A 12,615-nucleotide genomic window follows, 5' to 3' on the forward strand; every position below is an offset into this window, starting at 1 on the left:
CCCCCGGCCTTCGGTGCGCCGCCCCCGGCCCCGGCCCCGCAGCCCGCGCCGTCCTTCGGAGCCCCGTCCGCGCCCACGCCGCCGCCCGCACCGCAGCAGCCGATGCACGCGGCGCCGACGATCGCGGCCCCCCTGGCCCCCCAGATGCCCCAGGCACCCGTGGCTCCCCAGGCACCCGTGGCTCCACAGGCGCCCCAGGCCCCGTCCCCGTACGGCCAGCCGCAGCAGCCCCAGCCGCACCAGCCCCAGTTCGGCCAGGTCCCGGGCCAGGGCGCCCCACCCGCCGCTCCCTTCGGCCAGCAGGCCCCCGCTCCCTACGGTCAGCCCGCGCCGGCCCCGTACGGTCAGCAGCCCCCCGTCGGTATGCCGCCGGGTGTCCCGCAGGGCGTGCCCCACGGAGCGCCGGCCGCGGGCGCGGGGCTCCAGGCGGCCCTGCAGCCGTACAAGGAGACCGCCACCGGGCAGCGCTGGACCCCGCAGAACCAGCAGCTCATGCGGGTCGACCTGACCATGGGGGGAGGCGGGGTCCTGGCCCGCCAGGGCAGCATGGTGATGTACCAGGGCAAGGTGGACTTCGGCTACAAGAGCGCCGGGTTCGTCGGCCGCGCCGTGGGCAACGCCACCGGCCAGGAAATGCAGCTGATGCGGTGTACCGGACGCGGCCAGGTCTTCCTCGCCGAGGAGGGCTCGTACCTGCATCCGATCGAGCTGCAGGGCGATGCCATCTGCGTCTCCGCCGAGAACGTCCTCGCCTTCGACGAGTCCCTCCAGTACGAGGTCCGCAGGGTCGAAGGGCACGGCATTCCCGGCGGCGCCCTGTTCACCATGCAGTTCCAGGGCACCGGCACCGTGATCGTGAAGACGCACGGCACCCCGGTCGTCCTGCCGGTCACGCCCACCACGTTCGCCGACTGCAACGCCGTCGTCGCCTGGTCGGCCGCCTCCCAGGTGATCGTCTCCAGCCAGGTCCGGCTGCGCCGCAACGCGTACCCCGGACACAGCGGGGAGACCGTGAACCTCCAGTTCCGGGGAGCCCCCGGCAACTTCATCGTCGTCCAGCCCTACGAGGTCTGAGGGAGCCCGTCATGAATCAGCAACTCGCGGGCTTCGCCCCGACCCCGGTCACGGCCCGTATGGAGAACCACGGCAAGACCATGCTCAAGGTCGCCATGGCCTCCGGGCAGGACCTCTTCGCGCGCACCGGCTCGATGGTGGCGTACGAGGGCTTCATCCAGTACGAGCCCAACCCGCCCGCCGCCCGGCAGATCGCCTCCCAGTGGATCACCGGCGAGGGCGCACCCGTCATGAAGTGCTCCGGCGACGGACTGCTCTACCTCGCCGACTACGGCGCCGACGTGGTCGTCGTCAACCTCAACAACGACTCGATCTCCGTCAACGGCACCAACCTCCTCGCCTTCGACGCCCACCTCACCTGGGGCGTCGAGAAGGTCAAGGGGCTCGCCAAGTTCGCCGGACAGGGACTGTGGAACGTCGTCGTCCAGGGCACCGGATGGGTCGCCATCACCTCGCGCGGCACCCCGATCGTCGTCGACTGCGGACGCGGCGAGGACGAGACGTACGTCGACCCGGACGCACTCGTCGCCTGGTCCCCGAACCTCAAGGTGAAGGGCAAGCGGAGCTTCAAGGCCGGCTCGCTGATCGGCCGCGGCAGCGGCGAGGCGTACCAGATGGGCTTCTCCGGCCAGGGCATCGTCGTCGTCCAGCCGAGCGAGGACAGCACGGACCGTCTGCGGATCCGGAACTGACGGGGAGGGAGAACACATCATGCAGAGTCCGCTTTTCAGCCACACCGAGCAGCAGACCCAGGACCGCTACGCGATCCAGAACCCGCAGCTCCTGCGGGTCTCGCTGACCGGCCACGACGACGTCCTCGCCCGTAAGGGCGCGATGGTCGCCTACCAGGGCCTGATGGACTTCGACGGGGAATACCAGTCTCAGGGCCAGCGCCGCGCCCGCGCGAACACCGGCGAGGGCCTCGACCTGATGCGCGTGTCCGGCCAGGGCACCGTCTACCTCGCCAACCTCGCGCAGTACATCCACGTCGTGGACGTCGACCGAGAGGGGATGACCGTGGACAGCTCCTACGTCCTCGCGCTCGACTCCTCGCTGCACACCGAGGTCATCGCGGTGGACAGCCAGTACGGGATCTCCGGCAGCGGCAAGTACCAGCTCAACATCTCCGGCTCGGGCAAGGTCGCCCTCATGACCTCGGGCCGGCCCCTGATGATGCAGGTCACGCCCGAGAAGTACGTCAACGCCGATGCCGACGCGATCGTCGCCTGGTCCAGCTCCCTGCGCGTGCAGATGCAGGCCCAGACACACTCCGCCGGTGTCTTCCGGCGTCGCGGCAACACCGGGGAGGGCTGGGAGCTGAGCTTCCTCGGCCAGGGCTTCGCCCTGGTCCAGCCGAGCGAGGTCATGCCTCCGCAGAGCGCCCAGATCGGTCAGGGCGCCCGCGCCCAGTTCGGTATGGGCCAGCAGGGCTCCCACGGCCAGAACCAGAACAACGCCTGGAACTGACCAGCGCCCGCAGAGCACAGCGGTAAGGGGCGGCCTCCAGGAGGCCGCCCCTTACGCAATTCCGTGCGGTCTCTGCCGCTACAGCCGGGACCGCGTCGCCTTCAGCAGGCGCCCGACGGAGGCGTCGGCCACACCGGGCACGTCCTCGTAGTCGAACCAGCGCAGCTCCAGGGACTCCTCGCTGATCCGCTCCGCCGCTCCGGCCGGGGCCAGCGCCGCGTACTGCACGTCGAGGTGCCAGGTGCAGGGAGACGGAATCGGGTGCCGGTCCAGCCGGACCGGTCCGCCGAGCAGCAGGGTGAGCCCCGTGATGCCGGACTCCTCCGTGGCCTCACGGAGCGCCGCCGCCTCCAGGCCGACGTCCTGCGGTTCGCAGTGACCGCCCATCTGGAGCCACATCCGGAGCTTGCGGTGCAGGGTCAGCAGAACCTTCTCCCGCACCGGATCGATCACCAGGGCGCTGGCGGTCAGATGCCCGGCACCGCACGCCTTCCACATGCCGTCGTCGTGTTGTGCCAGGTGGTCCAGATAGGCCTGACGCAGCTCCGCCTGGTCACCGTGCTCGTCCCCGGGGGCATACCCCTTCAGGACGAGAACGGCGTCGTCGTGCAGGGTCACTGGTCGTGGCCACCCTTGCCCTCGTCCTTGCTGTCGCCCTCGTCCCCGCCGCCACCCTTGCCGTCGTCCTTGCCCTCGACGGGCTCAGGCTTCGGCTCGTCCTCCGCCGCGGGCTTCCGCGAGCCCTTCGCCGCCTCGCCGAGCATCTTGTCCAGCTCGGAGAAGTCGGCCTGCTCGTGATGGACGAAGCCGTCCGGGTCGTCCAGGTCGTGGGCCGTCGGCAGCATGTCCGGGTGGGACCAGAGCGCGTCCCGGCCCTCCAGACCCCGGGCGTCCGTGAGCGAGGCCCACAGGCGCGAGGCGTCCCGGAGCCGGCGCGGGCGCAGCTGGAGTCCGATGAGCGTGGCGAACGTCTGCTCGGCCGGTCCACCGGAGGCACGGCGCCTGCGCATCGTCTCGCGCAGCGCGTCGGACGAGGTCAGCCGGGACTTCGCGGCCTCGTGGACCACCGCGTCCACCCAGCCCTCCACCAGGGCGAGAGCCGTCTCCAGACGGGCCAGGGACGCCTTCTGCTCGGGCGTGTCCTCCGGCTGGAACATGCCCTGCTGAAGGGCGTCCTGCAACTGCTCCGGCTGTGAGGGATCGAACTGGCCGACGACGTCCTCCAGCTTGCTGGTGTCGACCTTGATGCCGCGGGCGTACGCCTCGACGGCGCCGAACAGATGTGACCGCAGCCACGGCACATGGGCGAAGAGCCGCTGGTGAGCGGCCTCGCGCAGGGCCAGATACAGCCGGACCTCGTCCTGCGGGACGCTGAGGTCCTTGCCGAACCTCTCCACGTTCAGCGGAAGCAGCGCGGCCTTGCCCGCAGGCCCCAGCGGCAGCCCGATGTCGGTGGAACCGACCACCTCGCCGGCCAGCACGCCCACGGCCTGGCCGATCTGCTGGCCGAACATGGCACCGCCCATCGACCGCATCATGCCGATCAGCGGGCCCGCCATGGCCTGCATCTCCTCGGGCAGCACATCGCCCATCGCCAGGCCCACCCGCTCGGCCACCGGGTCGACCAGCTGCTGCCAGGCCGGCAGCGAGGCCTCGACCCACTCCGCGCGGCTCCACGCCACGGTGGAGACCGAACCGGACGGCATCGACGTCACGCCGTCCAGCCACAGGTCCGCCAGCCGCAGCGCCTCATCGACCGCCGTGCGCTCGGAGGGGCCGACACTGGCGTCCTTGGAACCGTCCGGGGCGCCCTGCGAGACCGTCTGGCGGGCGATCTGCTTGGCCATGTCCCAGTTCACGGGACCGCCCTCGTAGCTCAGCATCTGACCGAGCTGCTGGAAGGCGGCGCCGAGATCGTTCGGATTCATCGAGCCGAACATCGCGGCGAACGGGTTGTCCCCGCCCGCTCCCGGCCCGAATCCGAACGGGCCCCCGGGCCCGCCCGCGCTCTGCCCACCATCGGTGGGGTCCTTCTTCTTGCCCTCGTCGCCGTTCTCCGGCTCCTCCGGCGGAAGGCCGAATCCGAATGGGGTGTCACTCACGGGTTTCCTCGGCTCCTAGGGCCGCCGGCTCGAACCGACGGCGACTGCCCGACATCACCATCCAGCGTAGACACCACGCCCGCTTCGGGCCTCAGTGCTCCGCCGACTCCCGGCCTGCGGCAGGATGGACGCCACCTGGTACGTACGCGTCATTCGGGTACGTACTGAAGACAACCGCTGGAGACGCCCGGTGAGTTCCCCAGATCCGCAGGTTCGCGCAGCGCGAAACCTGACCGCCCCCTCGCCCGAGAGCACACCCGAAACGAAACGCCCCAGGACCCCCAGAAACCGGGGCCCCGTCGTCGCGGTCACCGGCGCCGCCACCGGCATCGGCGAACTGCTGACCGCCCACCTCGCCGCATCCGACGCGATCAAGCAGGTCATCGCGATCGACGAACGCCGGGGAGAGGTCTCCGAGGCGACCTGGCACATCCTGGACGTACGGGATCCGGCGATCGCCGAGAAGCTGCGCGGCGCGGACGTCGTCGTCCACCTGGCCCTCGATCTCGACCTGGAGACCGACCCCGCCGCCCGCACCGCGTACAACGTACGCGGCACCCAGACCGTGCTCACCGCCGCGGCGGCCGTCGGGGTCCACCGGGTGGTGCTCTGCACCTCGGCGATGGTCTACGGGGCGCTCGCCGACAACGATGTGCCGCTCTCCGAGGACGCCGAGCTGCGCGCCACCGCCGAGGCCACCGGCGTCGGCGACCTCCTGGAGATCGAGCGGCTCGGCCGCCGGGCCCCGCGCGCCCACCCCGGGCTCAACGTCACCGTCGTGCGCCCCACCGTCCTGGTCGGCGGCACCGACACCGCCCTGACCCGCTACTTCGAGTCCCCGCGCCTCCTGGTCGTCGCCGGATCGCGCCCCACCTGGCAGTTCTGTCACGTGGAGGACCTGGTGACGGCGCTGGAGTACGCCGCCCTGGAGAAGATCGACGGGGAGTTCGCGGTCGGCTGCGACGGTTGGCTGGAGCAGGAGGAGATCGAGGAACTCAGCGGCGTACGCCGGATGGAGCTGCCCTCCGCCGTCGCGCTCGGGGCCGCCGCCCGGCTGCACCGGATCGGCCTCACCCCGTCCCCGGCCGGTGACCTGGCGTACACGATGCACCCCTGGGTGGTCAGCGTCAGCAGGCTGCACGACGTGGGCTGGCGGCCGAAGTGGACGAACGAGGAGGTGCTCGGAGCCCTCCTCGAAGAGGTCGAGGGCCGCCACACGCTCGCCGGACGCCGCCTCGGCCGCAAGGACGCCACCGCCGCCGGAGCCGCCGGAGCGACGGTCGCCCTCCTCGGCGCCGCCGCCGTGGTGCGCCGGGCACGCAAGGCCCGCCGCCGCATCTGACCGCCCACCGCGTCCGAGGCCCTGTAGGAGACTCCAAACCGGCCGGCCGGCCGCCGGAAGATCAGGCAATTCCGGGATGTCGGAGCCGTACGGCACGATGGGAGCATGGCACCCACCCACGACCATCCCGGCGAGCACGCGGCGGCCGACCCCGTCCGGCTGCTGGCGATCCGGGACTCCCCGCTCTCCGTCGACGAGGTCTTCCGCGCCGTCGGCGACGACGCGGCGGGCGGTATCGCGCTCTTCGTCGGCACCGTGCGCAACCACGACGCGGGACAGGACGTCGGCGCGCTCGGCTATTCCTGTCACCCCTCGGCCGAGGACGAGCTGCGCCGAGTGGCGGAGAAGGTCGTCGCCGACTTCCCGGTCCGCGCACTGGCGGCCGTCCACCGAGTGGGTGAACTGGAGGTGGGCGACCTGGCCGTGGTCGTCGCCGTCGCCTGCCCGCACCGCGCCGAGGCGTTCGAGGCCTGCCGCAAGCTCATCGACGACCTCAAGCACGAGGTTCCGATCTGGAAGCACCAGCGTTTCTCGGACGGCACGGAGGAGTGGGTCGGAGCCTGCTGAGCGCAAACCGGACCGGGGCGCATCAGCCCCGATTTGCGTAACCGCACCCCCGCCATGAGCGTTGGTCTTCCGGATCGTTAATCTGCTGATCGGGCATCCGGTCGCTCATGGGGTAGGGAGGTCGTGATGGCGGCACTCGCTTGGCTGTTGATTCCACTTTTCGCTGCTGTCGGTGGTGCGATATGGGCGAGTTGGGCTGCCCGCAATCGCACGACCGGCGATGTCACCGAACTCGCCGGCTACGCCAGGTTCCGTGACGCGATGGAGAAATCGCACTCCGGTTCCGGGGCTCTCTGACGACCGACGCACGCCGCGTGACCACCTTCCGCCGCGTTCCGGTCTCCTCGTACGGACCGGCCCCGGCGGTGCACTGACAGGCCCTTCCCGTACTGTCGTTCCATGCCACGCCGCACCGCGACGATGCTCGCCTCCGCCTTCGTCCTCATCGCGCTGCTCTGCGCAGGCGTGCTGATCAAAGTGCCGTATTCGGAGATGTCCCCCGGACCGACGGTGAACACGCTGGGCGAGGCTCGTGGCGAGCCCGTCCTGCAGATCTCCGGTCGCAAGACGTACCCGGCATCCGGGCACCTCAACATGACGACGGTCCGCGTCACCGGGGCGGACTACCGGATGAACGTCTTCGGGGCCGTCTACGGCTGGCTCGCCCACGACAGCGTCGTGGTGCCGCACGAGACGCTCTACCCGGACGGCAAGACCGAGGAGCAGTCCACCCAGGAGAACGCCGAGGAGTTCAGCCAGTCCCAGGAGAGCGCCAAGGTGGCCGCCCTGAAGGAGCTGGACATCCCGGTCGCCACACAGGTCGTGGTCTCCACGGTGGTCAAGGGCAGCCCCTCCGAGGACAAGCTGCACGCGGGCGACGTGATCAAGGCCGTCGACGGCACCGTGGTCAAGGAGCCCGGCGACGTGGCGAAGCTCGTCACCGAGCACCGCCCCGGCGAGGACGTCACCTTCACCATCGTTCCGGCGAAGACCGCCGCCGCGGCCGAGAAGGCCGGGCGCGCCCCCGAGGGCGACGAGAAGATCACCATCACGACCGCGAAGGCTCCCGCCGCCGAGGGCGACGGCGAGGAGGGCGCGAAGGACCGGGCGATCGTCGGGATCAGGGCCGGGACGGACCACACGTTCCCGTTCGAGATCGACATCAAGCTCGCGGACGTCGGCGGGCCGAGCGCCGGGCTGATGTTCTCCCTCGGCATCATCGACAAGCTCACCCCGGGAGACCTGACCGGCGGCAAGTTCGTGGCGGGCACCGGCACCATCGACGAGGCGGGCAAGGTCGGCCCGATCGGCGGCATCAACATGAAGCTGGTCGGCGCCCGGAACGCCGGCGCCCGCTACTTCCTCACGCCCGACGACAACTGCGCGTCGGCCGCGGCGGACACCCCCAGCGGCCTCACCCTGGTGCGGGTCAAGACCATCGAGGACGCCGCGAAGTCGCTGGAGCGGATCCGCGCGGGGAAGACCGCCGGCCTGCCGAGCTGCTCGACCGGCTGACGGCCGCGCCGCCCGGGAACCGTACGACGGCCCCGGGCAGCGGCCGGATCAGGACTCGAACGTCGCCGCGAGCGCCTCGGCGAGGCCGGGCACCAGACCGGCTCCGGTCAGCACCTCGGTGGGGGAGTCCTTCTCGCGCAGCCGTACGGCGGACTCGCGGGCCCCGTCCCGCAGGACGGCCACGGTCATCCGCACCTCCTGCCGGTCGGCGTGCTTGGCGACCCACTGGGCCAGCTGCTTGTCGTTCAGACCGTCCGGCACGGAGGCCTCGGCGGACGGCGGCAGCATCAGCCGCTCCACCGTCATGGCGCAGCCGACCACGGCGTCGGGCCAGGCGATCGTGCCGAGGAAGTCGTCGAGCGCGGTGCCCGGGGGCAGTTCGTCCTGCTCGATCGGGGTGAGCGCGGCGACGGAGGAGCTGGGGTCCTCAAGGCCCAGCTGAGCGGCGAGACCGGGCTCCTGGACCCGCAGCTGTGCGGTGTCGACCAGGGCGAACAGCCGGGCGGGCTGGTCCCAGCCGAGGTTGGAGGCATAGGCGTCGATTTCGAGGACGGCGACGGTGAGCGGACTCGCGGCCATCGGGGGTCCTGCGGGGGAAACGTTGGGCATGGGCAATATCCTGCCTCCTTCCACCCCGGGAACGGGAACTAGGTAAAGCCTCAGTAAGTTGCATAGGTGGGCTCTAGGATCGCTGGGCCTGTTCACACAACCGCGAACTACGAGGTGCGCACGTTGGCTTTCCAGATGCCGGACCGCGGCGGAGGCCCGACCGGGCCACGGATCAGAGTCGGCCGCCCGTCCCGGCGCGCCCGTACCCTGCTCATGACTTTGGGTGTCCTGGCGGTTCTCGCCATGGCCTTCGTCATGTTCGCCGGGTTCTGGACGGACTGGCTCTGGTACAGGTCGGTCGCGTATTCATCCGTCTTCACCACCACCCTGTGGACCAAGATCGGGCTGTTCCTCGTCTTCGGACTGCTGATGGCGATCGCCATCGGTGTGAACATCTGGCTCGCACACCGGCTCAGGCCGCCGCTGAGCGCGATGTCGCTGGAGCAGCAGAGCCTGGACCGCTACCGGATGAGCATCGCCCCCTACAAGAAGTGGGTGCTGCTCGCCGTCACGGCGCTCGTCGCGCTGATCGGCGGAGCCTCCGCCTCCGGCCAGTGGCGCACGTGGCTGCTGTACGTCAACGGCGTGCCGTTCAACCAGAAGGACCCCCAGTTCGGACTGGACGTCGCCTTCTTCGCCTTCGACCTGCCGTTCTACCGCTTCCTGCTGGGCTTCGGCTTCGCGGCGACCGTGCTCTCGCTGATCGCCGCCGCGCTGACCCACTACCTGTACGGCGGGCTGCGCATCACGAGCCCCGGCGCCCGTGCCACCGGGGCGGCCACCGGCCACCTCTCGGTGCTGCTCGGCATCTTCGTCTCCCTGAAGGCCGTGGCGTACTGGCTCGACCGGTACGGGCTGGCGGTGAAGTCCAGTGACTTCAAGGCCGCGGACAACTGGACGGGCCTGCGGTACGTCGACGCCAACGCCTACCTCCCGGCGAAGACCATCCTGTTCTGCATCGCGGCCATCTGCGCCGTGCTGTTCTTCGCGACGCTGTGGCGCCGCACCTGGCAGCTCCCGGTCATCGGCTTCGGCCTGATGGTGCTCTCGGCGATCCTGATCGGCGGGCTCTACCCGGCGATCGTGCAGAAGTTCCAGGTCCAGCCGAACGAGCAGGCCAAGGAAGCGGAGTTCATCCAGAAGAACATCAATGCCACGCGCGACGCGTATGACATCGATGACGCTCGGGTGGACGACTACGAGGGCCAGGCGACGACGGAGGACGACACCAAGCTGCGGGCGGCGGCCAGCACGGCCGCCAGCTACCGGGTGATGGACCCCAATGTCGTCTCCCCGGCCTTCCAGCAGCTGCAGCAGCGGAGGAACTACTACCAGTTCCCCAAGACGCTGGACGTCGACCGCTACAAGGACAAGGACGGCAAGGAGCAGGACACCGTCATCGGTCTGCGTGAGCTGAACATCCAGGGTCTGCCCAAGCGGAACTGGATCAACGACCACTTCACGTACACCCACGGCTACGGCGCCATCGCGGCCCGGGGCACGACCACCGGGACGAATCCGACGGGGTCTCCGGACTTCAGCGAGTCGGGGCTGCCCACCACCGGTGAGTTCGGCAAGTACGAGCAGCGGGTCTACTACGGCGAGAACACCCAGCAGTACTCCATCGTCGGCGGGCCCCAGAAGGAGCTCGACTACGAGGAGGACGGCGAGAAGACCACCAGCTACAAGGGCGACAGCGGGGTCAGCCTCTCCAACACCTTCAACCGTGCCGCGTACGCGGTCTCCTTCAGCGAGCCGCAGATCATGTACTCGGGAGCCATCGGTGAGGGCTCGCGGATCCTGTACAACCGCACGCCCAAGGAGCGCGTCGAGGCGGTCGCCCCCTGGCTGACCATCGACGGCGACGCCTACCCGGCGGTGGTCGACGGCCGGATCCAGTGGATCGTCGACGCCTACACCACGAGCAACGGCTATCCGTACGCGTCCCGGACCACGCTCGGCGACACCACGGCCGACTCGCTGACCACCAACCAGCGCGCGGTCGTCGCCCAGCAGAACCAGGTCAACTACATCCGCAACTCGGTGAAGGCCACCGTCGACGCCTATGACGGCAAGGTCAAGCTCTACGAGTGGGACACCAAGGACCCGGTCCTCAAGACCTGGCGCAAGGCGTTCCCGGGGACGGTCGAGGCCCGCGGTGAGATCCCGCAGGAGCTCATGGAGCACCTGCGGTATCCGCAGGACCTCTTCAAGGTCCAGCGCGAGCTGCTCACCCGCTATCACGTCGAGGACCCCGCGCAGTTCTACAGCGGCAGTGACGCCTGGCAGGTGCCGGACGACCCGACCAACAAGGAGCCGGGCTCCGTTCCGCCGTACTACCTGAGCATGAAGATGCCGGGCCAGGCCGAGCAGCAGTTCTCGCTGACCACCACGTTCACTCCCCGAGGGCGCCCCAACCTGGGTGCTTTCATGGCGGTGAACGCGGACGCGGCCAGCAAGGACTACGGCGAGAAGCGGCTGCTGCGGGTCACGTCCACGGTGAAGGGCCCGGGCCAGGTACAGAGTGAGCTCAACGGCAACGACGACGTCGCCGAGTTCGTGAGGAACCTCAAGGGCACCGACTCGGACATCGAGTACGGCAACCTGCTGACGGTTCCGCTGGAGGGCGGGTTCCTCTACATCGAGCCGGTCTACACGCGCGGTGGCAACCAGAACTACCCGCTGCTGCGCAAGGTGGCCGCCTCGTACGGTTCGAAGATCGTCTTCGAGAACAGCCTCGGAGAGGCGCTCAACGCCGTCTTCGGGGTCGAGGATGACGGGGCCACGACACCGCCCGACACCAGTGAGCCGCCGGGCGAGACCGAGGAGCCCCCGGCCACCGGCAGCGCAGCGCTGAAGCAGGCCATCGCGGACGCCCAGAAGGCGTACTCCGACGGCGAGAAGGCGCTGCAGGAGCAGGACTGGCCGGCCTACGGCAAGGCCCAGGAGGCTCTTCAGGACGCTCTGGAGCGAGCCGCCGCCGCGCAGCCCAAGGCGGGCAGCGAGGGGGACAAGGCCGACAGCGCCGACAAGCCGGCGGGCGACGCCAAGCCGGACAGCTCGGCGGAGCCCGCGAGCGCCGGGAAGCCGGCGGACGCGGACAAGGCGGATCCGGCGAGGAAGCCGGACACCGCCGAAGGAGCCGAGAAGGGCTCCGACCAGGGCAGCTGAGAAAAGTCCACCCCGCGTCGTGGTACGGTTTGAACACAACGACGCGGGGTGGAGCAGCTCGGTAGCTCGCTGGGCTCATAACCCAGAGGTCGCAGGTTCAAATCCTGTCCCCGCTACGGAAAAGACGAAGGCCCGGATCCCTTGGGATCCGGGCCTTCGTCGTGCCTGTTGTGTGTGCAGGCCGTGTCGGTCCCAAGCTGTGGGCGTGAAGTGCGGTTCGCTGGGCAGCAGTTGCTTCCGGACGTGTTTGACTTGTCTCTCTGTGGGCAAGTCGACAAAACGCTGTAGTGACCTCACTGTCCGCGATATACCAGGTGTACGCGGGTTACAGGTGGTGCGACGATGGTATTTATGGGGGACAGGGCAACTCTGTTGGAGACAGGGCGGTTTGTGCAGCAGCGCGGCCAAGATGTTGAAAGCGCGGTAGACGCGGCTTTCGCCGCTGCCATCGTCGGGACGGGCGCACCGGTCCAGCGGACCGGCGCCGTCGACGCGAGCGCCGCCACGAGCACGGCCGACGAGGACACCACGGACGCGGTCGACGCCGCGGACAGCGCCGAGAGCGAGGCGCGCCACCGGCGCGCCGCCGACGCGGGGGACACCGCGTCCATGAGCGTCCTGGGCGCGCTGCTGCTGCGCCGGGGGGAGCTGGACGGCGCCGAGCGGTATCTGCGCGCCGCCACCGCCGACGGGGACCGGGCCGCCGCCAACAACCTGGGCGTCCTGCTGCACCAGCGCGGCTACCCGGACGAGGCCGCCGGCTGGTGG

General features: G+C 69.9%; 11 protein-coding genes and 1 tRNA gene. 9 read left to right on the top strand and 3 right to left on the bottom strand.

Annotation, left to right across the window (positions count from 1 at the left end):
- The 3 genes from CR470_RS28640 to CR470_RS28650 form a co-directional block, all read left to right on the top strand.
- On the top strand, positions 1-1,074 hold a 1,074-nt coding region (locus CR470_RS28640; RefSeq protein WP_179892398.1), incomplete at its 5' end, for an AIM24 family protein.
- A gap of 11 nt (positions 1,075-1,085) precedes the next feature.
- Entirely contained in the window at positions 1,086-1,766 is a 681-nt protein-coding gene (locus CR470_RS28645) for an AIM24 family protein (RefSeq protein ID WP_097870404.1), read from the top strand.
- A gap of 19 nt (positions 1,767-1,785) precedes the next feature.
- The gene (locus tag CR470_RS28650) at positions 1,786-2,541 is read left to right on the top strand and encodes an AIM24 family protein (RefSeq protein WP_097870405.1); all 756 of its coding nucleotides are present in this window, start codon (positions 1,786-1,788) and stop codon (positions 2,539-2,541) included.
- 78 nt (positions 2,542-2,619) lie between these two features.
- Here the strand turns inward: CR470_RS28650 and CR470_RS28655 are convergent, their stop codons facing one another.
- Together CR470_RS28655 and CR470_RS28660 are read right to left on the bottom strand one after the other, a co-directional pair.
- Entirely contained in the window at positions 2,620-3,159 is a 540-nt protein-coding gene (locus CR470_RS28655) for an NUDIX hydrolase (RefSeq protein ID WP_097870406.1), read from the bottom strand.
- Positions 3,156-4,643, bottom strand: a complete 1,488-nt coding sequence (locus CR470_RS28660) for a zinc-dependent metalloprotease (protein WP_097870407.1) — start codon at positions 4,641-4,643, stop codon at positions 3,156-3,158. Before CR470_RS28660 ends, CR470_RS28655 begins: the two co-directional genes overlap by 4 nt.
- A 190-nt stretch (positions 4,644-4,833) precedes the next feature.
- Here CR470_RS28660 and CR470_RS28665 point away from each other — a divergent pair, with 190 nt between their 5' ends.
- The 3 genes from CR470_RS28665 to CR470_RS28675 all read left to right on the top strand — a co-directional run bounded on the left by CR470_RS28665 (position 4,834) and on the right by CR470_RS28675 (position 8,067).
- Positions 4,834-5,985, top strand: coding sequence for an SDR family oxidoreductase (locus CR470_RS28665; protein WP_097870408.1), 1,152 nt, complete (start codon positions 4,834-4,836; stop codon positions 5,983-5,985).
- Positions 5,986-6,090: 105 nt separating this feature from the next.
- The gene (locus tag CR470_RS28670; RefSeq protein WP_097870409.1) at positions 6,091-6,552 is read left to right on the top strand and encodes a molybdenum cofactor biosynthesis protein MoaE; all 462 of its coding nucleotides are present in this window, start codon (positions 6,091-6,093) and stop codon (positions 6,550-6,552) included.
- Positions 6,553-6,951: 399 nt separating this feature from the next.
- Complete coding sequence (locus tag CR470_RS28675) at positions 6,952-8,067, top strand: YlbL family protein (RefSeq protein WP_097870410.1); 1,116 nt, start codon at positions 6,952-6,954, stop codon at positions 8,065-8,067.
- A gap of 48 nt (positions 8,068-8,115) precedes the next feature.
- Here CR470_RS28675 and CR470_RS28680 read toward each other — a convergent pair whose 3' ends face one another.
- The gene (locus CR470_RS28680) at positions 8,116-8,676 is read right to left on the bottom strand and encodes a PPA1309 family protein (protein WP_257138947.1); all 561 of its coding nucleotides are present in this window, start codon (positions 8,674-8,676) and stop codon (positions 8,116-8,118) included.
- Positions 8,677-8,811: 135 nt separating this feature from the next.
- On the opposite strand from CR470_RS28680, the gene CR470_RS28685 reads away from it, so the two are divergent.
- From CR470_RS28685 to CR470_RS28695, 3 genes are all read left to right on the top strand, one after another.
- Positions 8,812-11,847, top strand: coding sequence for a UPF0182 family protein (locus CR470_RS28685; RefSeq protein WP_097870412.1), 3,036 nt, complete (start codon positions 8,812-8,814; stop codon positions 11,845-11,847).
- A 42-nt stretch (positions 11,848-11,889) separates the two neighbouring features.
- A tRNA-Met gene (locus CR470_RS28690) sits at positions 11,890-11,963 on the top strand.
- A gap of 226 nt (positions 11,964-12,189) precedes the next feature.
- Positions 12,190-12,615 (top strand): tetratricopeptide repeat protein (locus tag CR470_RS28695; RefSeq protein ID WP_143663895.1); only part of this gene is annotated, 426 nt, incomplete at its 3' end.

It is taken from the genome of Streptomyces sp. rh34, assembly GCF_002551245.1.
In the GTDB taxonomy this organism is placed as follows: Bacteria; Actinomycetota; Actinomycetes; order Streptomycetales; family Streptomycetaceae; genus Streptomyces.